General features: G+C 29.7%; 24 protein-coding genes. 19 read left to right on the forward strand and 5 right to left on the reverse strand.

Going from position 1 to position 24,932, the window contains the following annotated elements; genetic code table 11:
* The first annotated feature begins 258 nt into the window (after window positions 1-258).
* Together ACVHXK_RS13880 and ACVHXK_RS13885 are read left to right on the forward strand one after the other, a co-directional pair.
* The gene (locus tag ACVHXK_RS13880; protein WP_461207006.1) at window positions 259-534 is read left to right on the forward strand and encodes a hypothetical protein; all 276 of its coding nucleotides are present in this window, start codon (window positions 259-261) and stop codon (window positions 532-534) included.
* Between the two features lie 396 nt (window positions 535-930).
* A complete protein-coding gene (locus ACVHXK_RS13885; RefSeq protein ID WP_461207007.1) occupies window positions 931-2,160 on the forward strand; it encodes a competence/damage-inducible protein A in 1,230 nt (409 codons plus the stop codon).
* A 454-nt stretch (window positions 2,161-2,614) separates the two neighbouring features.
* Here the strand turns inward: ACVHXK_RS13885 and ACVHXK_RS13890 are convergent, their stop codons facing one another.
* The 4 genes from ACVHXK_RS13890 to ACVHXK_RS13905 all read right to left on the reverse strand — a co-directional run bounded on the left by ACVHXK_RS13890 (window position 2,615) and on the right by ACVHXK_RS13905 (window position 5,628).
* Window positions 2,615-3,814: a S8 family serine peptidase gene (locus ACVHXK_RS13890; RefSeq protein ID WP_461207008.1), complete on the reverse strand. Its 1,200-nt coding sequence runs from the start codon at window positions 3,812-3,814 to the stop codon at window positions 2,615-2,617.
* 87 nt (window positions 3,815-3,901) lie between these two features.
* Window positions 3,902-4,333, reverse strand: a complete 432-nt coding sequence (locus ACVHXK_RS13895) for a DMT family transporter (protein WP_461207009.1) — start codon at window positions 4,331-4,333, stop codon at window positions 3,902-3,904.
* Between the two features lie 87 nt (window positions 4,334-4,420).
* A complete protein-coding gene (locus ACVHXK_RS13900) occupies window positions 4,421-4,897 on the reverse strand; it encodes a dUTP diphosphatase (RefSeq protein ID WP_461207010.1) in 477 nt (158 codons plus the stop codon).
* 185 nt (window positions 4,898-5,082) lie between these two features.
* Window positions 5,083-5,628, reverse strand: a complete 546-nt coding sequence (locus tag ACVHXK_RS13905) for a hypothetical protein (protein ID WP_461207011.1) — start codon at window positions 5,626-5,628, stop codon at window positions 5,083-5,085.
* A gap of 374 nt (window positions 5,629-6,002) precedes the next feature.
* Here ACVHXK_RS13905 and ACVHXK_RS13910 point away from each other — a divergent pair, with 374 nt between their 5' ends.
* The 10 genes from ACVHXK_RS13910 to ACVHXK_RS13955 all read left to right on the forward strand — a co-directional run bounded on the left by ACVHXK_RS13910 (window position 6,003) and on the right by ACVHXK_RS13955 (window position 15,538).
* A complete protein-coding gene (locus ACVHXK_RS13910) occupies window positions 6,003-6,161 on the forward strand; it encodes a DUF1540 domain-containing protein (RefSeq protein WP_461207012.1) in 159 nt (52 codons plus the stop codon).
* Window positions 6,162-6,369: 208 nt separating this feature from the next.
* Window positions 6,370-7,626, forward strand: coding sequence for a UDP-N-acetylglucosamine 1-carboxyvinyltransferase (locus tag ACVHXK_RS13915; protein WP_461207013.1), 1,257 nt, complete (start codon window positions 6,370-6,372; stop codon window positions 7,624-7,626).
* 18 nt (window positions 7,627-7,644) lie between these two features.
* Window positions 7,645-8,430, forward strand: coding sequence for an MBL fold metallo-hydrolase (locus ACVHXK_RS13920; protein WP_461207014.1), 786 nt, complete (start codon window positions 7,645-7,647; stop codon window positions 8,428-8,430).
* A gap of 15 nt (window positions 8,431-8,445) precedes the next feature.
* Window positions 8,446-9,006 carry a GerMN domain-containing protein gene (locus ACVHXK_RS13925; RefSeq protein WP_461207015.1) on the forward strand — a complete coding sequence of 187 codons (561 nt, stop codon included), beginning with the start codon at window positions 8,446-8,448 and terminating at the stop codon, window positions 9,004-9,006.
* Window positions 9,007-9,103: 97 nt separating this feature from the next.
* Window positions 9,104-9,607, forward strand: coding sequence for an SEC-C metal-binding domain-containing protein (locus ACVHXK_RS13930; RefSeq protein ID WP_461207016.1), 504 nt, complete (start codon window positions 9,104-9,106; stop codon window positions 9,605-9,607).
* Between the two features lie 338 nt (window positions 9,608-9,945).
* A complete protein-coding gene (locus tag ACVHXK_RS13935; RefSeq protein WP_461207017.1) occupies window positions 9,946-10,587 on the forward strand; it encodes a lactate utilization protein in 642 nt (213 codons plus the stop codon).
* A 553-nt stretch (window positions 10,588-11,140) separates the two neighbouring features.
* Window positions 11,141-11,620: a 23S rRNA (pseudouridine(1915)-N(3))-methyltransferase RlmH gene (gene rlmH, locus ACVHXK_RS13940; RefSeq protein WP_461207018.1), complete on the forward strand. Its 480-nt coding sequence runs from the start codon at window positions 11,141-11,143 to the stop codon at window positions 11,618-11,620.
* Window positions 11,621-11,970: 350 nt separating this feature from the next.
* Window positions 11,971-14,172: a catalase/peroxidase HPI gene (katG, locus tag ACVHXK_RS13945; protein ID WP_461207019.1), complete on the forward strand. Its 2,202-nt coding sequence runs from the start codon at window positions 11,971-11,973 to the stop codon at window positions 14,170-14,172.
* A gap of 114 nt (window positions 14,173-14,286) precedes the next feature.
* Window positions 14,287-14,778, forward strand: coding sequence for a sigma-70 family RNA polymerase sigma factor (locus tag ACVHXK_RS13950; RefSeq protein WP_461207020.1), 492 nt, complete (start codon window positions 14,287-14,289; stop codon window positions 14,776-14,778).
* Window positions 14,765-15,538: a hypothetical protein gene (locus tag ACVHXK_RS13955; RefSeq protein ID WP_461207021.1), complete on the forward strand. Its 774-nt coding sequence runs from the start codon at window positions 14,765-14,767 to the stop codon at window positions 15,536-15,538. Before ACVHXK_RS13950 ends, ACVHXK_RS13955 begins: the two co-directional genes overlap by 14 nt.
* A 24-nt stretch (window positions 15,539-15,562) precedes the next feature.
* Here the strand turns inward: ACVHXK_RS13955 and ACVHXK_RS13960 are convergent, their stop codons facing one another.
* A complete protein-coding gene (locus tag ACVHXK_RS13960; RefSeq protein ID WP_461207022.1) occupies window positions 15,563-16,222 on the reverse strand; it encodes a FusB/FusC family EF-G-binding protein in 660 nt (219 codons plus the stop codon).
* Window positions 16,223-16,482: 260 nt separating this feature from the next.
* Between ACVHXK_RS13960 and ACVHXK_RS13965 the strand changes: the two genes are divergently transcribed.
* The 7 genes from ACVHXK_RS13965 to ACVHXK_RS13995 all read left to right on the forward strand — a co-directional run bounded on the left by ACVHXK_RS13965 (window position 16,483) and on the right by ACVHXK_RS13995 (window position 24,810).
* Entirely contained in the window at window positions 16,483-17,868 is a 1,386-nt protein-coding gene (locus ACVHXK_RS13965) for a sulfurtransferase (protein WP_461207023.1), read from the forward strand.
* Window positions 17,869-18,291, forward strand: coding sequence for a hypothetical protein (locus ACVHXK_RS13970; RefSeq protein WP_461207024.1), 423 nt, complete (start codon window positions 17,869-17,871; stop codon window positions 18,289-18,291).
* Between the two features lie 239 nt (window positions 18,292-18,530).
* Window positions 18,531-19,469 carry an AraC family transcriptional regulator gene (locus tag ACVHXK_RS13975; RefSeq protein ID WP_461207025.1) on the forward strand — a complete coding sequence of 313 codons (939 nt, stop codon included), beginning with the start codon at window positions 18,531-18,533 and terminating at the stop codon, window positions 19,467-19,469.
* 172 nt (window positions 19,470-19,641) lie between these two features.
* Window positions 19,642-20,787 carry a CaiB/BaiF CoA transferase family protein gene (locus ACVHXK_RS13980; RefSeq protein WP_461207026.1) on the forward strand — a complete coding sequence of 382 codons (1,146 nt, stop codon included), beginning with the start codon at window positions 19,642-19,644 and terminating at the stop codon, window positions 20,785-20,787.
* 87 nt (window positions 20,788-20,874) lie between these two features.
* Entirely contained in the window at window positions 20,875-22,038 is a 1,164-nt protein-coding gene (locus tag ACVHXK_RS13985) for an ABC transporter substrate-binding protein (RefSeq protein ID WP_461207027.1), read from the forward strand.
* Window positions 22,039-22,298: 260 nt separating this feature from the next.
* Complete coding sequence (locus tag ACVHXK_RS13990) at window positions 22,299-23,069, forward strand: enoyl-CoA hydratase/isomerase family protein (RefSeq protein ID WP_461207028.1); 771 nt, start codon at window positions 22,299-22,301, stop codon at window positions 23,067-23,069.
* Between the two features lie 40 nt (window positions 23,070-23,109).
* Window positions 23,110-24,810, forward strand: a complete 1,701-nt coding sequence (locus tag ACVHXK_RS13995; protein ID WP_461207029.1) for an aldehyde ferredoxin oxidoreductase family protein — start codon at window positions 23,110-23,112, stop codon at window positions 24,808-24,810.
* Window positions 24,811-24,932: the final 122 nt, after the last annotated feature.

Here is a 24,932-nt window from a genome sequence, read left to right on the forward strand (position 1 = left end):
ACATTGACATAAGAACGGAAGTTCGGTATAATACGATTAGAACATAAGTTCGAGATATTAGTGACGTACTTAACGCTGGCATAAAATCTATATTTAAATAATAATAATAATAAATGGGATAGAATTGCAATGCACAATGCACAATGCACAATGCACAATGCACAATGCACAATGAACTGTGAACTGTGAACTGTGAACTGTGAACTGTGAACTGTGAACTGTGAACTGTGAACTGTAATGTAAATAGGAGATGTTAATATGGATAGAAATTTAATTGTCAGGGTTATTTATTCATTAAATGAAGAGAATAGTAATGTAATTTTAAATAAAGCACATATTATAAACTTTAATAATGAACAGACACCGAGATATTCTATAGGTGGTGGATATTTTAATAAATATGGTGGTTCTTTTACTTTTAAAGCAAGAGATATGGAAGAAGCAAAATACATTGCTAATAACAATTTATTTATTAAAAATAAGCCTTTTAAGTATGAAATGATTATAATGGATGAAAGAACATTGATAGCTTAATTAGCCCAGCATATTAGTTTTATATATAAGATATACCCACAAATTAAGTAGTAAAAAATAGAGAGCATTGCCTTAGAGGCGGTGCTTTTTGTTATACTAGAAATAGTTTTAGTACAATACATAATATATAATACATAATGCACAATGCACAATGCACAATGCACAATGCACAATGCACAATGCACAATGCACAATGCACAATGCACAATGCACAATTTAGGATGATTTTCTTCCCGGTGGTCAGAAAATCTATAATTAATAGAAATAGAAATAGAAATAGAAATAGAAATAGAAACATAAAAAATAAAACAATAAAATATAGTGTATAATAAAAATGTATATTGTTATAAATTTGAAAAATAATATTAAAGACTTATTTTTGAAAGAAGGGTGAAAATGAAAGCAGAAATAATTGCAGTTGGAACAGAAATACTTCTCGGAAATATTGTGAATACAAATGCACAGTTTATATCAGAGAAATTAGCAGATTTAGGCTTTGAAGTTTATCATCAATCAGTAATAGGTGATAATACGGAAAGATTAAAAATTGAGTTAAAAGAGGCTTTTAGTAGAGCTGATCTAGTTATTACAACAGGAGGCCTTGGACCTACAAAGGATGACTTGACAAAAGAAACAGCTTTTGAGTACTTTAATAAGAAATCTAAAGTACATAAAGAATCTTTAGATAAAATCGAAGGGTTTTTTAAAAAAATCAATAGACAGATGGTAGATAGTAATAAAAAACAAGCATATTTTCCAGAGGATGCAACAATACTTTGTAATGATGTAGGAACAGCTCCTGGATGTATTATAGAGGAACAGGGAAAAATAATAGTTTTATTACCGGGTCCACCAAGAGAGATGAAACCAATGTTTGAAAATTACGCTCTTCCATATTTATCAAAGTTTAGTGATGGTGTACTTACATCAAAAATATTAAGGGTTATGGGTATTGGAGAAAGTACAGCAGAAGAAATGATAAAGGATATTATTGAAGGTCAATCAAACCCTACAGTTGCACCTTATGCCAAAGATGGAGAAATGATATTTAGAATAACTGCAAAGGCTAATTCTGAGGAAGATGGATATAAGTTAATAGAGCCTTTAGAAGAAGAAATTAAAAAAAGGCTTGGAGTAGCAGTATATGCTGAAGGTGAGACTACTTTGGAAAATGTATTAGGACAAATGTTAGTGGATAGAAATATTACTATTGCTACTGCTGAATCTTGTACAGGTGGATTACTTGCAGGAACAATAATAAATTATCCAGGTATTTCGAAAGTATTTAAAGAAGGAGCAATAACTTATACTAATGAAGCAAAGCAAGCACGATTAGGAGTATTAAAAGAAACATTAGATGAATATGGAGCTGTGAGTAAACAAACAGCAGAAGAAATGGCAAAAGGTATAGCAGAAAAGGCCAATACAGATATAGGAATTTCAACAACAGGAATAGCAGGGCCAGGCGGTGGAACTAAAGATAAAGAAGTGGGACTTGTTTATGTTGGGTTATATATAAAAGGTAAAGTAATGTCAAAAGAATTTCACTTAACGGGCAGTAGAGAAAGAGTTAGAAATACTACTGTAAAAAGAGCTATTGAATGGGTTAGGAGAGAGATTGTTTAAGAGATAAAATACTAATGCACAATGCACAATTAAGGATGATTTTGCTGTGCAAAATCTTTAAATTAATTAAATGCTTCTAGAAACAAGGAAGATAATTATCCACGAATTTTAGAGTTTTGGACAAATAGGAAAAATATTTTCTATTCAATAAAAAAATACCATAGATAATATCTTGGTATTTTTTTATTGAGTTTGAGTATATTGAAGAAGATTTCCTTGTTAATGAAATCATATTATCAAGGTATATTAAAATTTCTTTTAATAATTTACACCTACGACCATTATTAACAAGATAAATGTAGCTAATTTTGTTAATTTAATTTTGATATCGTAGTTTCTTAAGTTACTAGATAATTTTTTGTTAAACAATAATATTTTCACCTCTAAATAATTCATTTATTAATACCATTTTACTATTTTTAAATAAAAATTTGTTACAAAGGTGTAACAAATTTTAGGGCATTAACTTTTCGAAATTTATTTTACCGGATCCTTGTATTTCTTTGGGTATATTAAGTAATTCACAGGATAGTTTAATAAGGGCTAAAATATCGCTGTGATTTAAATTTTCGTTGTTTTCTAGTAATAAAGAAACAATACCAGCTCCGAAAGCTGCTGCTATGGATGTGCCAGTATAGGAGGTATACATTTCTTCTAAGGGACGAGGATATAATTTTCTGCCGTTCCTTTCTGAAATATAAGTTGTATCTGAATTAAGAGAGCATATGTCTACACAGGCTGCTGAAAAATCAGGTTTATCACTCTTAGTAGAACTAGGTGAAGTGAATTTGTAGCCTTTAATTTCTCCTGTGGTATCTAATCCTCCTACAGTTATAACTTCCTTTAATGCAGAGATTCCTTTTAAAGTATTTACTGAAATTTCACCATTACCACTATTGCCACTAGGAACTACAACAATCATATTTTTACTAATCATTTTGTTAAATAATTTTTGAAAAAGAGACAATATAAATTTATTATAATTTGTTATTTCAAAGGGAAGGCATAATATTCTAATATTATGTTTTTCACTAACTTCTAAAATATGTTGTATAGCTAATAAAATATCTGAGCAATAACCTCTACCTAATTGGTTAAAAGCTTTTACCATATAGATATTACTATTTTCTGCAATTCCCTTATAAAATCCTTTTGATGAATAACCACTTGAACAAATTATACCGGAAATAAAAGTTCCATGACCATTATCGTCATATGGATATTTTAAATTATTTACGATATCATAAAAGCCATTAATTTTATTTGTAGGTGACTTAAGGTCGTAGTGAGGAAAAACTCCAGAATCTATAATACCTATACAGACACCTTTACCTGTTAATTTGTAATTTTTATTAAGATGAATTCTATTTGAACTTAAAACATTTTTACCACAAAGAAAAGCAAATGTATCTAAGGCAATATAGTCTATATCTGGATATTCCGATAATTTTTGTAATAGAGATTTGTTTACAATAGTAGAAATGCAGTTAACTGAATCAATCAATCTGAAGAAAGAAACACTATTGTGAGATAAATTCTTTTTTATTTTTTCTCCATTAGTTTTATAGTGAATGATTACTCTTAATTTATCTGAAAATCCGTCATTAAGGGCATTATACAATTCTTGATCTAATTTTTTCTTAAATGAAAACATATTACCCTCCAAAAAAATTCTATATATATATAATATAATAAATAAAGGGTATTAATGTTAATAAAAATATAGAAACATTAAAAAGACTTATCTTTTCCATTTAAACATAAGAATACCAGCTATCATTAGAAAAACTCCAATAAATTCATTTGTATTAAACTTAATTTTATCAGAACCAAATAAACCTAAAGCGTCAATAATTCCTGCAGATATAAGTTGAGCTATTAATATAGCCGATATTGAATAAGAAGGGCCTAAATTTTCGATGCCCAGCATAACAGTAAAAATAATTAAAACACCTAGAGGTGCACCAAGAAGATAAAGTTTATTTGCGTTACCTAAATTTTTAAAGTTACCATTTCCTACAAAATACAATATAGCTAGGGTTATTACAAAACCTATTCCTTGTACTAACACATTTGTTTCCCATAATCCTATTTTTTCACTTAATCTAGTGTTAAAAACACCTTGTAAGCTCATACTAATACCTGCAATAATCGATGAAATTAATCCTATCATATAATCAACCTCCATTAATAGTTTAACCGTATGTGTGGAAAACTATTAATGGAGGTTGATATTATTTATGTACAATTTTAATTGGTGTTAAATGTTATTCTTTGAAATTAACAGGTTGTTTTCAAGATAAGCTTGTTCTATCTCGTCTTTATTAAGTCCTAAAGAATTACCTACAGATAAGAAATTTTCAAACATAGTTACATAATTATCTTTAGTTGGACACACAATAAAATCATTTATATCAATATATAAATTAAGAAATTGTGTTGTTAAATCTGCTGTTAAGCTGGTTATCTCTAAGTCAATATTAGTATAATTTTTGTCAAGTCCAATACTTAAAATATAATGAATTGCTTCAACAAAATCAGTTAATACTTCACTTTGCTTAGAAGAAGGGTTGTCAGACCAAAAATTAAAACAAATTGTACTATTAGCTAGTTCACTTATTTTAACCTGTAATCTTAGGATTTTTTCAGGCAGTAGAGAATCTTTCGGTAAAGGCCATTTTTTGTTTAACCTGTCATCAATACCCTTTTGCAATATAAAAAGGTTTTGTAGATCCATATAATTTTAGCCGCCTTTCTTTGTAATATCTTTATATATTATTTTATAATATTTTAAAAAATAATAAAAGATAAACAAACGTTTACAAATAAAAAAAATAAAAAAAAAGAATAAATTCACATATTAGTGAATTTATTGCCTTATTATTAATAAACGTATAATAATTTAGTTAAAAAATTAATAAATCAGTAACTGCGAAGATTAAAAGTTTGTATTACTACTTGTTTTTTATTATTTGAGATTCTCCTCAATTCTAATCTGTTTATTCTAGCGAAAGCTAAGAATTCTTCCCACTTGGTATTGTAATTTAATAATTTATTAGGTTTGTTATATAATTCTTTTCTAATATTGTAGTTAGAAGTTGCTAAAGAGATATTAGGTGTTTCATTTTCTTTATATACATTAAAACCGTTACTACATAAAACCTGGTCTAATTTTCTAGATATTTTCTTTATATATCCTGAATCATTTACAATAATACTAACTACTTTAGAATTATTGTTAAGGCAAAAATCTTTGCTAATTTGTATTTTGAATTTTTTATACGGTGAGATTGTTTCTTCTAATATTTTTGTTAATTTTTCCACATCGGGATTTGATAATGATTTTACAGGAAGACAAAAGTTATTTTTAATCTTATAAACCTTGTACTTTTTACACAAATCTCTTTGCACTGTATTTAAGAATTCGTTTGATTGTTCGTCAAATAATGCTACTAGTTGATATTTCATTAGTGTCCTCCATAAAAAACTTAATGATAGTTAATATAAGTAACATTATATCATAAATATTACTTTTGTTGAACTATAGAGTTAATAAGACGATTTATAGTAGTAATATTTTATTTATAATAGTGTGAGGAGTGAAATGTTAAGTGTGGTTTTGATACGCAAAATCAATTATTTAATTAAACAATGAATGATGAATAAGGAAATCATTCATCGTTTAACACATTACACTATAATTAAAGTAAAAACTCTATTTTATAAATAAAAATATAAATATAACAATATTCTAAAACATAACCTTATAATTAAGTATAAAAACACAATTTTTGAGAAACATACTATTGTATATAAAATTATTATTTTTTAGGAGGAATTATATGGAACACAATAATAGTATACATTGTACTGTAAGGGAGTGTAAAAATCATTGTAAATCAGAGGATTATTGTAATCTTCAGGAAATTAGTGTAGTTAAACATGGAGCAATGGCTAATAGTGTAGAAAGCACTGACTGTGCATCATTTGAAAAAGAATAATCATTTCATGAAATTTCAAGCCTGCTTTAAGCAGGTTTTTTTTGTTTATACATATTTTTTTGAAATTGTAATATAAATTTAAAGATTTAATGGGAAAAACATATATAATTTAAGTAGTTTACCCTTAACAAGTTATCATATTGTGGTATAATTATTGATGTGATAATATGGCCAGAAACTAATAATTAATGTAAGGATGGTTTAATCTATGGAAAAATTGGTTATTGAAGGTGGGCATTGTTTAAATGGAACTGTAGATATAAGTGGTGCGAAAAATGCAGCTGTTGCTATTTTACCAGCAGCGGTAATGGCTAGTACTGGAGTATGTCGTATAGAAAATGTTCCAGAAATTAGCGATGTTCATTGCTTAGAAAAAATAATTGCGGATTTGAATGCAGATATAAAAAGAGAAAATGGAACAGTAATAATAGATAGTACTACTATTGATACTTTTAAGGCTTGCTCAGAAGAAGTAAGAGAAATGAGGGCTTCATATTATCTTATTGGGGCGCTACTTGGTAGATTCAAAAAAGCAAAAGTAGAGCTTCCAGGGGGATGTCCTATAGGAGTTAGACCTATAGACCAGCACATAAAAGGATTTGAAGCATTAGGAGCAACGGTGAAAATAGAGCATGGTGCTGTTTTAGCAGAAGCGGATAGATTAATAGGTGCTAATATTTATCTTGATGTAGTTAGTGTAGGTGCGACTATCAATGTAATGCTTGCAGCTACTATGGCAGAAGGTAGAACTTTGATAGAAAATGCTGCTAAAGAGCCGCATGTTGTAGATGTAGCTAATTTTTTAAATTCAATGGGTGCTAAGATTAAAGGTGCAGGGACAGATGTTATTAAAATAGATGGAGTAAAGGAATTAAAAGGTTGTGACTATTCTGTGATTCCAGATCAAATAGAGGCTGGTACATATATGATTGCAACAGCTGCTTGTGGAGGAAAGGTTACAATAAAAAATGTAATTCCTAAACATTTAGAATCTATATCTGCCAAATTAATAGAAATGGGTGTTGATATAGAAGAAAATGGAGATGAAGTAACAGTTAAGCGAGATGGAATTCTTAAAGGTGTGAATATTAAAACGCTTCCATATCCAGGATTTCCTACAGACCTTCAACAACCTATGTCAGTACTTCTTTCTGTATGTGAAGGTGTAAGTATAGTTAATGAAAGTATTTGGGAAAGCAGATTTAAACATGTGGATGAGTTAAAAAAATTAGGAGCTAATGTTAAGGTTGAAAATAGTCTTGCAGTAATTGAAGGAGTTTCTCAATTGTATAGTGCCCAAGTTAAAGCTACAGATTTAAGAGCTGGTGCTGCAATGATAGTAGCAGGATTAATAGCAGAAGGAAAAACAAGTGTTACAGATATAAGACATATTGATAGAGGTTACCCTAATATAGAAAATAAATTTAATGAATTGGGTGCAAAGATTATAAGAGAGAAAATATAGATAGAATGGAGCTTTTATATGTTATTTTGTCCTTTATATAGTGGTAGCAGTGGCAACAGCATTTTTGTATCTTCAAAAGAGAGTAGCGTTTTAATTGATGCGGGGTTGCCTGGAAAAAGAATAGAAGAAGCTCTTAAACAAATAGATAAAGATCCTTCTAAGGTGGACGCAATATTTGTGACACATGAGCATAGTGACCATATTAAAGGAGTAGGAGTTTTATCAAGAAAGTATGATATACCTATATATGCAAATGAGTCAACGTGGAGAGAAATTTATAGTAAAATAGGTAAAATTAAAGAGAATAATATAATGATTATGGATAAAGCTTCTGTAGAAATCAAGGATATGTTAGTTTCTAAATATAATATTTCACATGATGCAGTTGAGCCAGTAGGGTATTGTATCGAAAGTGAACATAAAAAAGCTTGTGTAGCTACAGATTTAGGTTATTTTTCAGAGGAAGTAAGAGACGCAATCACAGATTCGGATATTATTCTTCTTGAAAGTAATCATGATATAGAAATGCTTAAAGTAGGGCCTTATCCGTATCATTTAAAAAGAAGAATTTTAAGTAGTGTAGGACATTTATCAAACGAAGATTGTGGGAAAGCTATTGTTGATATTATTAATTCTAATTGCAATAAAATATTTTTAGGACATTTAAGTAGAACAAACAATTATCCGGATTTAGCCTATCAGACAGTAATAAATGTTTTAAGAGAGAATAATATTAAGTTGGACAAGGATGTTTTTATTGAACTTGCAAACAGAGATAAGCCAAGCACATGTATTGAGCTATAAGAAAGAGGGATGGGTATGATGAAGAAAAGGATTCTTTCTTTAGGAGTATTAATAATATGTAATTCTATTATATTTACTGGATGTAATAAAGATAACAGCATGGTATTAAATGGTAATACTAGGTTGGCTCAAATGGCAGAAGATGGCCAGAGTATAAAACTACAATTATATTTTGATGCATCAAAGGATGAAGATAATGTAGAGATTTCTAGTGAAGATAGAACCTTAATTACAGATGAATTTATGGGTGAGGTAATTATGTTAGAGCTTATAAAGGGGCCTTCTGGTGAAAGCAGTTTAAAACCTATATTTCCAAAAGAAACGAATTTATTAAGCTTTTCTATTAATGAAAATATTGCATATGTAAATTTAAGTGAAGCTGCACAATATTCTATGACAAAAGCTAAAGAAGAGGTAGTATTAAAGAGTTTAGCAGCATCTTTAGTACAGCTGGAATCTGTTGAGAGTATCAAATTATTAATAGCTAATAATAATATTGAAACTATAGGTGGAAACTTTGATACTTCTAAACCTTTTACAGCAGAAACCTTAGTATTATTAAATAAAAGCGAGTAAAAATATTATAAAATTTAAGAGTATATCTAACTTGAAATGAAAATTAAGATAGATTACAATGATATTTAACAAAAAGAAAAAATTGAGGAGAGTACATATGAGTTTATATAAAGATTGGACAGAAATGGTTGTAGATTATGTTAAAACTAAAGGTGAAGTAGCCTTTTGGCAAGAATATGAAGGTATAGAGACATCAATTTATTCTAAAGTCCTTGCAGAACCTAATGCTATAGTAGAAGGAAAAATAAGAGATTTAGCCCAAAAATATAGCACAGATATTAAGTTCTTTATGGGATTTTTAGATGGAATAACTGATAGTATAAAAGAACCATTAGATCTTGAAAACCTAGAAGAAGAAACAGTTGTAGTATTAGATATCAACTATGAACAACTATATTTTAATATGGTAGATGCAAAAGCAGAGTATCTTTACAATTTACCACAATGGGATGGTATTTTATCTGTAGAGAAAAGAAAAGAAATAACCAAAGAGTGGAGATCTTCTAAAACTGTTGTCAAAGAAGAAAAAATCGGAAGAAATGATCCGTGTCCTTGTGGAAGCGGAAAAAAATATAAAAAATGTTGTGGAAAAAACGCATAGTTACTTGAATAAATAAGTTCCTTCATAAGTTGTGAGGGAACTCTTTTTTTATAGTGTGGATTTCAAATGTTAAAATATTTATGTGCAATGTGCAATGTGCAATGTGCAATGTGCAATGTGCAATGTGCAATGTGCAATTGTGGATGATTCTCTCCCTTATCGTCGAGAATCTTTTATTTTAATAAATAATTAAAAACTTTGCGTAGCAAAATCATCTTTAATTGCTAATTGCTAATTGAACATTGCAAATTGCTAATTGCACAAGAAGGGTGTTGCTTTTTTTATTAACATAAATTAGAATTGAATTGTGGATAAAATATTAAATAGAGGTGATTACTGTGGATAACAATGCTAAATTTGTTTTAGAAAAAAGAGTGGAAAGAACTATTGAAAGCCTGCAAAAGAATAATATGGATGGATATTTTGTTAAAAATAATGAAGATCTTTTAAACAAGATAAAAGAGTTAATGAATGATGGTGATACTGTTGCAGTCGGTGGTTCAATGACATTGTTTGAAACCGGTGTAATTGATTTCATTAGAAATGGTAATTATAATTTTTTAGATAGATATGAGCAAGGCTTATCAAAAGAAGGTATGATGGATGTTTTTAAAAAGAGTTTTCTATCAGACGTATATATTTCAAGCACAAATGCTATTACTGAAGATGGAGAGTTATATAATGTAGATGGAAATGGTAACCGTGTAGCGGCTATGATATTTGGACCAGATAAAGTTATAGTTGTTGCTGGCGTTAATAAAATAGTAAAAGATGTTGAAGCTGCTATAGAGAGAAATAGAGAAACTGCGGCTCCTGCAAATGCAGCTAGATTAAACAGAAAAACTCCATGTGCTAAAGTAGGATATTGTATGGATTGCTCAAGTCCTGAAAGGATATGTAATGCTTATACTCTAATAAGAAAGCAGGGTATGAGAGGAAGAATACATGTAATATTTGTGGATAGTGAATTAGGATACTAGATAAAACCAATGCACAATTAAGTTCAAAGGATCAAGTTCAAGAGATTAAAGTCAAAAGATTAAAGTCAAAAGATTAAGATCAAATGAAGTAAAAACAAATCATAAAAAGTCAATCGAAGAAAAATAATAGATAAATAAAAAATAATAGTTAAAAAAGATATTTTGCGTCGGGGGGAGGCAAAATATCTTTTTTATTTTAGGCTATGTTTTAAAATAATGTTGATATTTATATTATTGTTTTGAGATAAAATTTTACTTTAATAATAATGTTAAGAGTGAAATGTGGGGTGTGAAGTTAATGATGGTTCTTAGGTATATAATCATTTCACTCTTAACTCATCACATTTGATTTTTTAGTAAAACAACAACGCTTAAAAACAAAACTTTAATTTACTTTGATATATTATACTATAGAAAAAGGTATTATCTTATAATAGTAGATAATGTATGATGTTAATATATAATATGATTAAACCCTAAAAATAAGTTTTTTACTATTTAAGATTAATACATTAATATAAATAAAGTATAGAATTTAAGAAAAGAGGAATATATGAATATTACAATTATTTGCGTAGGAAAATTAAAGGAAAAGTATTTGAAGGCGGCCATTGATGAATATAGTAAAAGACTCAGTAGATATTGCAAGTTAGATATAATAGAAGTGAGTGATGAAAAGACACCTGATGGGGCTTCTTTGAAGGATGAAGAAATAATTAAAGGCAAAGAAGGAGACAAAATATTAAAACATATTAAAGATAATGCTTTTGTTATTGCCATGGATCTTAATGGTAAGAATCTTACTTCAGAAGAATTTGCAGAATTTATAAAAGATGCTGGGGTAATGGGTAAAAGTAACCTAGTTTTTATTATAGGTGGTTCACTTGGGTTATCAAAAAAAGTTCTTCAGAGATCAAATTATAAGTTATGTTTTTCTAAAATGACATTTCCGCATCAATTGTTTAGAGTAATGTTACTAGAACAAGTTTATAGAGGCTTTAGAATAATCAATGGTGAACCGTACCATAAATGAGTGAAATTTTTACTAAATTTAATAGTTGAGAATAGTAGTTTTCTAATTGTATCTGAAGCTACTATTTTTTATGTTTAAATTTAATCCATATATTTTTTGTCCAATGATTAACCTTGAAGAATATATCTAGAGAAATTTATTGCCAATTGACTCATAATACTAGTTTTATATTTATATAATTTACTGTAATAGTATTTATATATAGAGATACAAATCATAGGAAAACTTAATCTATGCATGTACAAAATTTTAGATCTTAATGGGTTATGGATTTGTATAAATTAGTAAATGTGTATATAAATTTAGTAGATATGTAGGTAAGTAAATAAGAAGGTAAGGGGGAGGGTATTATGTTAGAAGGCAAATGTCCAGTGACAGGAAGGACAAGGCAAGCAGTAGCCGGTGGGGGAACAACTAATGAGTATTGGTGGCCAAATCAGCTTAAGCTCAATGTTCTTCGCCAAAATTCAGAACTAAGCAATCCTATGTCTAAAGGTTTTAACTATGCTGAAGAATTTAAAAAATTAGATTATTATAGATTAAAGGATGATTTATATAAGCTGATGACAGATTCTAAGGAATGGTGGCCAGCGGATTATGGTCATTATGGATCATTTTTTATTCGTATGGCTTGGCATAGTGCTGGAACTTATAGAGTTTACGATGGCAGAGGGGGTGGAGGACAAGGATTGCAACGTTTTCCACCACTAAGTAGCTGGCCAGATAATATAAATTTAGATAAAGCACGTCGTTTACTTTGGCCAATTAAAAAGAAATATGGAGATAAAATATCTTGGGCTGACCTTATGATATTGACAGGTAATTGTGCATTAGAATCTATGGGATTAAAGACTATTGGCTTTGGCGGTGGTAGAGTGGATGTTTGGGAGCCACAGGAGGATATTTACTGGGGTAGTGAAAAAGAATGGCTTGGAGATGAGCGTGATAAAGATGGTAAAGAACTTGAAAATCCACTTGCTGCTACACAAATGGGCTTAATTTATGTAAATCCCGAGGGACCAAATGGAAACCCTGACCCTAAGGCATCGGTTAATGATGTAAGGGAAACATTCTCTCGTATGGCAATGAATGATGAGGAAACTGTTGCTCTTGTAGCAGGTGGACATACTTTTGGTAAATGTCATGGTGCTGCATCACCTTCATATGTTGGACCGGCACCAGAAGCTGCACCTATTCAGCAGCAAGGGCTGGGGTGGAAAAATAGCTACAAAACTGGTAAGGGGCCTGATACAATAAGTAGTGGTATTGAAGGTGCATGGAAAGCAGAGCCTACAAAGTGGACAATGGGGTACTTAAAAACATTATTTAAATATGAGTGGGAATTAGTTAAAAGTCCTGCAGGAGCATATCAATGGTTAGCTATCAATGTAGAGGAAGAGGATATGGTAGTTGATGCTTACGATCCATTAATAAAGCATAGACCTATGATGACTACAGCAGATTTATCACTTATTTATGATCCTATTTACCAATCAATAGCAATAAATTATCTTAAAAATCCAGAAAAATTTGCTGAGGATTTTGCTAAAGCTTGGTTTAAATTAACCCATAGAGATATGGGACCAATATCAAGATATCTAGGACCAGAAGTTCCAAAGGAAATCTTTATTTGGCAAGACCCAGTACCAAAAGTTGACTATAGATTGATTAATAAAAAGAATATTTCAGAGCTTAAGAATAATATTTTAGCTTCAGGATTGTCAATATCAGAGCTTGTTACAACAGCTTGGAAATCAGCATCAACATTTCGTGGATCAGATAAGCGTGGAGGGGCAAATGGGGCAAGAATACGCTTAAAACCACAAAATAAATGGGAAATAAATGAGCCAGAGAAGCTAAGCAAGGTCTTAAATACTTTAGAAAGAATTCAAAAGAGTTTTAATAGTTCACATTCAAAAGGGAAGAAGGTTTCTTTAGCTGATATTATTGTATTAGGTGGGTGTGCAGGTATCGAAAAAGCTGCAAAAAATGCTGGGTATAACATTACGGTTCCTTTTACTCCAGGACGAACTGATGCAACCCAAGAGGAAACAGACATACAATCATTTAGTTTTCTTGAACCTAAGGCAGATGGATTTAGAAATTATTTAAAAGATAAATATGCAGTAACATCAGAAGAACTGTTAATTGATAGAGCACAATTATTAACCTTGACTATTCCAGAAATGACAGTATTGATTGGTGGTATGAGGGTGTTAAACACTAATTATAATGGGACAAAGGATGGGGTATTTACAAAGAGGGAAGAATGCCTAACAAATGATTTTTTTGTAAATCTTCTTGATATTGATACCCAGTGGAAGCTATTACCTCAGTGTAAGGATAAATTTATAGGCTTTGATAGAAAAACAGGGGATAGTAAGTGGACAGCAACAAGAGTTGATCTTATATTTGGATCAAATTCGCAACTTCGAGCAGTTGGCGAGGTATATGCATCTAATGGCAATGAGAAAAAGTTCATACAAGATTTTGTAGCTGCATGGAATAAAGTAATGAATGCAGACCGTTTTGATGTTGCGCAAGAATATTAAATAAACAAGCTGATTTCAAATTTTGAAGTCAGTTTTTATTTGTTATAATTAAATTTATTAATATGCAATATTTTCCCCGTCTCATGAATGTTTATATTGAAGGGAGGTTGTTTAATGGAAATGGTACGAACTGAAACTGAAATAATAAAGATAATAGAACAGTATTCAGATACAATTTATAAAATAGCACTTTCTTATACACGTTGCAAGGCAACGGCAGAAGATATTTTACAGGAAACTTTATTAAAATATATTCAGTGCCAGAAAGTATTTGAAGATTCAGAACATATAAAAGCTTGGCTGATTAGAGTAGCTATAAATGAATGTAAAAAGTTTCACCGTTTATTTTGGAATTCAAAACGAATTCCATTAGAGGATATTTATTCTTTTGAAGTTTCTGAAAGGCATGAGATATTTTATGCCGTTATGGATTTGCCCCCAAAATATAGGATTGTAATTCATTTGTTTTATTATGAAGAATATTCGGTAAAAGAAATAAGCAAAATTTTAAATCAAAAAGAAAATACAGTTTTATCAAAATTACATAGGGCAAGAAAAATGCTAAAAGTAGATATGGAGGATGAATTTCTATATGAAAGAATATAAGAGAGCAATGCAGGAAATACATATAAATACTGACGACGTAAGGCTAAAATTTGAAAATAGAATTCAGAGAAAAACTAAAAGGGAAAAAATATTTGAGATTATAGAGTTTAAAAAACCTATTTATGTATATGGAATTTTATTAACACTAATAATAGGGCTAATTTCCATAAACTTATCAACTGATGCAAATGTTTCGAACTTTACGATTACAGCATATGCATCTGAATTAAATGAAAAGTTAACTTTATCAAATGAGCCTATTACACTTTCTGCATTTAATCAGTTCAATAATCTAAATATTACAAATGATGAGACAGGTATAATAACTTTTGACCTGAATTTAAAATGTGAAGGTGAGAGTATAAAAAGTATAACATATCGATTAGCTGACAAAAATATTACAAGAGACAATAGAAATATGGCTGTTGCTTGGTTCGCTGAAAATGATTCATATAATATTAATTCCACTGAACAATATATTAATGATAAAAGTGTATATGAATCATATAAGTATGATAATAAATATTTTGTTACAAAAATGATTGGTAGTGTATATTCTGTTGAATATATAGATCAAAATGATAAAAATTATGCTCTCGCAATAAATCTTAATAAGGATCATAAAGGAGAATATAATGCAGAAAAATTTACAATCACTGTGCTTATAACATTAGATAATGGGACAGTGGTAGAAAAGCATATTTTTGTAAAACCTATAATTGCAGATATGCCTGTAATTGAAATTACACTAATAAACTAAATCAAGCTATAAGCTTGATTTAGTTTATTTTATATTATTAACCTTTTTTAAAAGTTCCTCAAGTTTTTCAACAGACACAATTTGCTCGTTACATTTTGCACTATCTAAACATATATAAAAACCTATGGATTTGTAGGCATCTGGTCCTGCATTAGATGTTTTACATATAGGGGATACAAAGGCTACTTCATTTCCAGGTCCTATATGATTACAAAGGACACATATATTATTGTTACTAGGTTTAGAATTTTGAATTTTACATGCCATACCAACAAATTTATCCTCTAGATTATAGACAATAAATAATTTTTTAATAGAAGGATCAATCCAACCTAAATAAACAATTTTTGAATCCTGTGCACTCTTAGGTGGTAATTTAAGTTTCTTTTCTTTTTTAAACAATTTAATAATTTGGTCGTTTGTGATATTTGGCATTCCGTATACATATTCATCTAAGGTATTTAAATAGTTATCTATATGTAAGGAGTCAGTTATTTTACTGATATCGAGTAACTTTTTTTGCTCTATAGATAAATTTTCAAAAATATTTAGTATTTTTTCTTGAGTATATGCTTTAGTTGTTTCAATAACCTTAATGTCTATGCAATTTCTAAAAGCATTATTTAATTCAAATAAACATTTTTCTATAGAATTATATTGATGTTTTTTTATGAAAACTTTCATAATAATCAGCACCTCTTTTCTAGATAATAAAAAAACTAAAAAGTTTTTGCATGTTTAAATTATAACATAATTTATCATAACTGGAATAAGCATATATAATCAATAAAGCAAGTATAGGTTAGTATGAAATAAGTATTCAACTATTATCATAGAGAAAAATTATATATAGAAATAGTGTTATAGAAAAAGGTTATAATCATTTACAGTATAGTATTCATCATAGTATACTATCATAGGAAATATAAGGGGGATAGTATATTATGAAAAAAAGAATTATATCAATTCTGGCAATTATAATGGTAGTAATTAGCTTGACAGCTTGTTCAAGCAAAAATAATAATGTAGATACAAATAACGAACAGACAAACAATACATCACAAGAAGGATATGTTGCAATTACTACAGAAAAAGTTCAAGAAGTAATGAATGATGAATCTTGGGTTATTGTAGATACACGTCTAACTGATGCTTTTAATGGTTGGAAGTTAGATGGAGTTAGTAGAGGTGGAAGAATTCAAGGGGCTGTAGATTTTTCAGCAAATTGGCTTAAAGTTGAAGTGGATGATAAAGATGCTATTTTAAATGAAGCGCTTCAAACTAAAGGAATAACAGAAGACAAAAATATTATTTTATATGATGCAAATGGACAAGATGCTCAGGATGTAGCTACATATTTACAAGAAAAAGGATTCAATAATATATATAGATACGATGTAAATCAGTGGGCAGATGATGAAAGTCTACCAATGGAGAAATATGAGAATTATGAGTTTATTGTGCCAGCATCAATTACTAAAGACGTTATTGATGGAAAAGAAGCTGAAAGTTTTGAGGATGCTAAAAATATTAAAATTGTAGAAGCTAGTTGGGGTGAGGAAAAAACTTCTTACGCTAATGGTCATATTCCTACAGCTTTTCATATAAATACAGATGCAGTTGAACCACCACCAGCTTGGATGTTAGCTGATGATGAAACTCTTGCTAAATTTGCTCTTGATAATGGATTTACGAAAGATGATACTGTAATAGTTACAGGAGAAGAGCAGATGGCTGCTTATAGGGTGGCTACAGTACTGAAATATATAGGTGTTGCTGATGTTAGAGTTTTAAATGGAGGAACAACGGCTTGGACTATGGCTGGATATGAATTAGAAACTGAGAGTAATAAACCAGAGGCAGTTACTGATTTTGGAGGAACAATACCAGGAAACCCAGATGTTATTGATACTATAGAGGAAGCAAAGGCAGGACTTGAAACACCAGATAAATATACTTTAGTAGATAATCGTACTTGGGAAGAACATATAGGAGAAACTAGTGGATATTCATATCATGATATAAAAGGAAGAATTCCAGGATCTATATTTGGGTATGCAGGAAAAACTGATTCTTATTCTATGGATTACTATAGAAATATTGATAAGACTATGAGAAATGCAAGCGAGTTTATTGCTCTTTGGGAAGAACAAGGCATTGATATAAATAAGCATTTAGCATTTATGTGTGGTAGTGGTTGGAGAGCAGCTGAAATATATACATATGCTAATGTAGCAGGTATGACTGATACAAGTCTTTACAGTGATGGATGGATTGGATGGAGTAATGATTCTAGTAATCCGACAGAAACAGGGGACCCTACTAAGTAGATGAAAGAGTATTTAAGAAAAAATATAGTTAACTTAGCAATATTAATATTTCAATTTATTACAGTTATAGTGATTATAGTTCTTGAATATTTATCAGGCTATAAAGGTGGTCTTATGCATCATCTATATTATAGGAAGATAGAGTATTTATCTAAAATATATACTGCTAATGGAATGATCGTTCATCTGATAATAATAGTATTATTGTTATTATTAATATTGTATATAGCTAAAAATAAATGGGAGAACATAAATAAAGTAAATATTATAAAGTATATTTTATGTAGTATTCTTTTGACTATTGCTTTTTATCTTCCATATCTCGAAAATTTAAATACTTATGCTTATATATTGATGTTTTTAGAGATTTCAATTGCAATAGAAACAGTACAAATGGTCATTAATGGATATAAACAAATATAAACAAATATAAGTTAGTATAAGTGGAAATTAAAATAAAAAAAGATTGTGTAGATAAAAAATCTGTGTATATTCACAGATTTTTTTGTTTTTAGATTTATAGAATAGTTTATTAAGTAAATAGGGGCTTTGGGGTAGTAAATTACTTTTTTCAAGTGTATAATATCTTAAAATAGAAAGAGTTAATTACATATGAATAGGTTTATTTATTAGCAAGAAAATTAATCTAATGAGGTGAAAAAATGAAAAATAAATTTGCAATTGTATATAAAAATGAATTGGTTAAATTTGAACATTCTTTGCCAAGTAAATTATATATTGGAGATGTGCAGAAGAATATTTTTCATTGTCATAAAGAAGTTGAGCTAATATATTGTTTGCAAGGTGGCTTACAATTAGAAACTGAACGAGGAAATTTTTTGTTAGATACAAAGGATATTATTTTGTTAAATCCAAATACGGTGCATAAATTTGTAAAAACGCATGAAAATAATATATTGATTACATTACAAATATCACTTGAAAAATATAAGAAATATATACCCGACATTAATAGTATTGCTTTTTATTGTAATTCAATTGACGATGACAGGCATAAGTATGATGAATTGATTGAACTTCTAAAACAATATATAGTGGTGCTTGATGATAATGAGAAAAGCTATTTATTAAAATTAAAAATTGTCATAGATAAAATAGTTGACCTTCTCTATAACAATTTTCAATACAAAAAATTAGATAAAGACAAGCTTAAAGATTCAAATAGAAATTTAGTAAGAATAAATGAGATCTTTGATTATGTACATATGAATTATAAAGAGGGTATAAAACTAGAACAAATTGCTGACGAATTGCATTTAAGTTCCTATTATCTTATGCATTTCTTCAAGAAAAAAACAGGGGTAACTATTTTAGAATATATTACAACTATTAGATTACAAAATGCATATGAGGATCTAGTTGGAACAAATAAAACAATTCTTGATATTGCAATAGATAATGGATTTGCATCTTCTAAAGCTTTTACAAAGAGCTTTAAAGAAACATATAGTATGACACCATTTAAGTATAGAAAAGCAGTAGAAGAAAAAGTTATGATAAAAGGAAACTATGATAAAAATATAGTAGAAGATAGTAATATGGACATTCATAGTATACGAAAAATGATTAGTAAAATATAAAAAGTAAATTTTTAGAAAATTAAAAAAACAGTATTTGACCTTAATTTAAACATTATACAAGGCGAAATAATTATTAGTTTGATTATATAATAATTGTATCGAATTGATTAATAGTAATGTAAAAATTAAGGCTTTTTATTTGAAAAAATTTAAATATGGAAAGGTGAAAAATATGAAATTACTTGATGATGTTTTAGTTTTAGATTTTAGTCAATATTTAGCAGGACCTTGGGCAGCTGTTAAACTTGCAGATTTAGGGGCTCGTGTTATTAAAGTTGAAAGAACAAAAGGTGGAGACAACAGTAGAAGACTTACTTTGTCAGATTTAGTTATCGATGGTGATAGTACAGTATTCCATTCTATGAATAGAAATAAAGAAAGTTATACAGCAGATTTAAAAAATAAAGATGATTTAGAAAAAGTTAAGAAATTAATTGCCAAAGCAGATGTAATGATAGAAAACTTTAGACCTGGAATAATGGATAGAATTGGTCTTAGCTATGAAACAGTTAAAGAAATAAATCCTGGAATAATATATGCATCAATAACAGGATATGGTACAGAAGGACCTTTAAGAGGAAAACCAGGTCAAGATTTAGTTGTACAAGCACTATCAGGTATTCCATGGCTTAGTGGGAATGATGGTGAAGCACCAGTACCAGTAGGACTTGCATTAGTAGACGAACTAACAAGCTGCAACACTGTTCAAGCTGTTTTAGCTGCATTAATAAAGCGTAGTAAAACAGGGGAAGGTGCACTACTACAAATGAGTTTATTAGAATCTGCTATCGATTTCCAATTTGAAGCAGTTACAACTTATTTAAATGACGGAAACAGAATACAAGAAAGAAGTGCTGTGAGTAATGCACATAACTATTTAGCAGCACCATATGGAATATATGCTACTAAAGATAGCTATATAGCCTTATCAATGGGTTCAATAACAACATTAGGTGAATTATTAGAGTGTCCAAAATTGATGGAATATACAGATTCAACTAAATGGTTTGAGAAGAGAGATGAAATCAAACAAGTGTTAGTTGACCATTTACCTAGTAAAACAACAGCAGAGTGGTTAAGTGTACTTGAGCCTGCTGATTATTGGTGTGCAAAGGTAAATACAATGAAAGAAGTATTAGAAGATGAAGAATTACAGTATGCAGATATGGTACAAGAAATAAAACGTAAAAATGGTACTACAGTAAAAACTACTAGATTCCCAGTAAGAGTAAACGGGGAAAAATTATTCTCTTATAAAGGGGCACCAGTTTTAGGCGAAGATACTGATGATATTAATAAAGAGTTTAATCTTATATAGCATAGGTTTTAATAATTAGCTATGATTTCATCGTTTGTAATAATAAATAATAAAAAAAATCGAGATAATTTTATTTTGGAGGATTATATGATTAAATTTAAAGGAATGACATGGTCACATGATAGAGGAGTAAAACCATTATTAGCGGCTTCTAGCATGTTTAATGAGAAAAATAAAGATGTAGAAATAGAGTGGGATGCAAGATCCCTTTCTGATTTTGAACTTTATCCACTTGAAAAACTTGCTACAGAATATGATTTTATTATGATAGACCATCCACATATAGGGAGTGCCTATGCACAAAATTTGTTACTTCCACTAGACGAGCTTCTTGATGAAGAGTATTTAAAAAATCAAGAAGAAAATAGTGTTGGACTAAGCTATAAAAGTTATAATTGGGAAAATCACCAATGGGCTATTCCAGCAGACTCTGCAGCTCAAGTATGTGCATACAGAAAAGATTTACTTCAAGAACTGGATATTAACGTACCAAGCTCTTGGGAAGAAGTATATGATTTAGCAAATAAATTACCAGAAGATAAGAAAATGTGTATTCCTTTTGTTCCAGTACATGCATATTCAAGTTTTTTCACAGTATGCTCTCAATTGAATGATAAAATATTTTGGAGTGATGAGTCGGATTTAGATTTAGAAGTTGGAGAGAAAGCATTAATAATTTTACAAAATATTTTGAATAAATCAAGTACTGAATCTTATGATTTTGATCCTATAAATGTGTTAGATAAAATGGGTTCAGAAGATGAAATAGTTTATGTACCACTTATTTATGGATATTCAAACTATTCTAGAGAAGGATATTTAAACAATGTTGTTAATGTCGGAAATATTCCATCTTCTAACGGTATACCAAAAGGAAGTATGATTGGTGGAGTTGGTTTATCTATTTCTTCTAAATGTAAATATCCAGATATCGCAGCAAAGTTTGTTGAAATGGTAGTCAGTGAAGAATTTCAGAAAACAACTTTTTTTGAAAATGCAGGACAACCAGGACATCGTGCTGCATGGATAGATGAAAAAGTAAATTCTCAATCAAATGATTTTTTTGCAGCTACACTTGAAACGTTAGATTGTGGTTCTATGAGACCAAGATTCAATGGATACATTGATTTCCAAGCCAAAGCAGGTAGTATGATACGTAATTTTGTAAAAGAAAATAGAAAAGATTATAAAGAGTTTGTAGAAGAACTTAATGAACTAATAAAAGTATGTAGAAATAACTCTGGACTTTAGTAAAAGAGTGAAGCGTGAAGAGTGAAATGTGAAGTGTGAAGAGTGAAATGTTAAGTGTGAAGTGAAGGATGATTTTGCTACGCAAAATCTACAATTAAATTAAAGATTTTCTGACCAAAGGGAAGAAAATCATCTATAATTGTGCATTGTGCATTGTGCATTTGTATTTTGAATTGTGCATTGTGCATTGTGCATTGTGCATTTGTATTTTGTATTTTGAATTTTGAATTGTGCATTGAATTAACAGGAGGGTTTATAGAATGGATGGAGAAATTTTATTAGAAAAAAAAGGGTATGTAGGTACTATAGTTATTAATAGACCTAAAAAAATGAATTCAATTACTAAAGATATGGCAGAGAGTTTAACAGAAATATGTAGTGAAGTAAATAGTGATAATGATATTAGAGTTGTTGTTCTTAAGGGTGAAGGAGAAAGAAGCTTTTCAACTGGTAGCGATATAACATTACTTAAACAATATGGAACTCCTTATGAACTTAGAAATAGAATGGATTACTGCGTAGCTATTCGTTCAATTAGAAAACCTGTTGTGTCTATGATTAAAGGGTATGCCCTTGGTGGAGGTTTTGAGCTTGCTTTAGCTACAGATATAAGAATTGCAGCAAAATCAGCTAAATTTGCAGTATCTGAAGTAAAAAATGGATGGATTCCAGGAAGTGGATTAATACAGGTATTAGCAAGAAATATTGGGTACAATAAAGCAGCAGAACTTATTTTTACTGCTAAAATGATTGATGCAGATGAAGCAGCAGAATTAGGATTTATAAATAAAGTTCTTGAAAATGATGAAATAGATCAGTATGTTGAAAATATGGTACAAGGTATGACAAAGTTATCACCTATTGCAAGCCAACTTGCAAAACAAGATTTAGTTTCAACGCAAAATCTATCTCTTGAGATGGGACTACAGTATGAAAATGATTTATTTGCTTTTAGTATGACAACAGAAGATAGTAAGGAAGGAATGGCTGCATTTAAAGAAAAGAGAGAACCTGATTTTAAAGGTAGATAGCATAAGTATCCTATTTATATAAAATAAGGAGGCAAGCTAGATGTATGGATTTAAGGATAAAATATTAAGGATTAATTTAACAGAATATAAAATAAGCATAGAATATCCAGGGGAAGAATTTTTCAAGAGATATTTAGGTGGTAAAAATATAGCTGGTTATTACCTTAATAAAGAATTATCAGGAAATGTTGAACCTTTAGGACCTGATAATAAGATAGTTATAGCTACGAGTGTTCTAACAGGGGCACCTATTGCAGGGACTTCAAGATATACAATAGCAGCTAAATCTCCTATGACAGGATGCTTTTGTGATGCACAATCAGGGGGCTTATTTGGTCCAGAGTTAAAATTTGCAGGATTTGATGGAATTGTAATAGAAGGAAGAGCGGACAAACCGTGCTATATAATGTTAAAAGATGGGGATGTACAAATAAAAGATGCTACCCACCTTTGGGGTAAGGATACTTTATATGTAGAATCACAGATTAGATTAGAAAATGAGGATACAAAAATTAAGGTTTTACAGATAGGAACAGCGGGAGAAAAACTAGTAAAATTTGCAGCTCTTACTAATCAATTTAAGCAATGGAATGGACGAGGTGGTTTAGGGGCTGTATTTGGATCAAAAAATTTAAGGGCAGTAGCTATAAGAGGTACGGGAAATCTTGATATTAAATATGAAGCTGAACTTATGGAGTTTGTTAAAAGCTTTGCTATGAACTTTACAGGATATAGAGATTTTCAGTACTATGATAAGTGTGGTAAGTGTCAATATGGAACTTTAGAAGCACTTGGAACTAATTGTGGAATAAAAGATACATTAGCTATTACTAAAGCCGATGAGTTATGTAGTAAATATGGACTTGATACTGTTTCTACAGGAGTAACTATAGCTTTTGCTATGGAGTGTTTTGAAAAAGGGTTAATTACTTTAGAAGATACAGAGGGACTTGAACTTAATTTTGGTAATGTAAACTCTTACTTTAAGATTATTGAACAAATAGGTGAGAGAAAAGGCTTTGGCGATGTGTTAGCTGAAGGAACTTATAGAGCAGCTATTAAAATAGGTAATGGAGCAGAAAAATTGGCAATGGTTTCTAAAAAGCTTGAATTTGTAGACAATGAACTAATGAAAAAAATGAATCCTGGTTTGGGATGTGCAATATCTTCTAATTGCACAGATCATATAGCTATTGAATATGAGCATATTTTCATAGCGGAACCTATAGAAGACGGTGAGTATATTGGAGAGTCTAGAAGATATCCACTATACAAATTTGGAATAAGAAAACCTATTGATGATTTGTTATCGAATAATGATAAGTTAAGGTTTTTTGTTATTCTTGAAAAAATATGGGGTATCTATAATGCTCTTGATATTATCAATTTTATGGGAGATCCAGCAAAAATAATTTTATCTATAGAACAAATACTTAAAAATGTTAATCTTGTTACAGGATGGGATATTAGTTCATTTGAGCTCATGAAGGTAGGAGAAAAAGGCTGTATAATGGGCAAGTTATTTAATGCAAAAGCTGGCATTACAAGTGAAGGTGATACTTTGCCTGATATAATGTTTGAACCATGTAAAAATGGGGATCTTGAAGGTAACTGTATAGATAGAGAAAATTTTGAAAAAGCTAAAAAGACTTACTATGAGATGATGGGTATGGATAAAAAAGGTAAACCTTTGTACGGTAAATTAGTTGAGTTGGACCTAGCAGAATTGTGGGAAGAATAAATAAAAGAGAATATTTAATTAAGTCATAAATTTATAAACAAAATCAGGGGCTGTCTCAGAATAAATTCTGAGATACCCCTTTTTTATTATATTTTTCTTTCGTAACATACTAAAATTTATGA

It is taken from the genome of Clostridium sp. DL1XJH146, assembly GCF_054819755.1.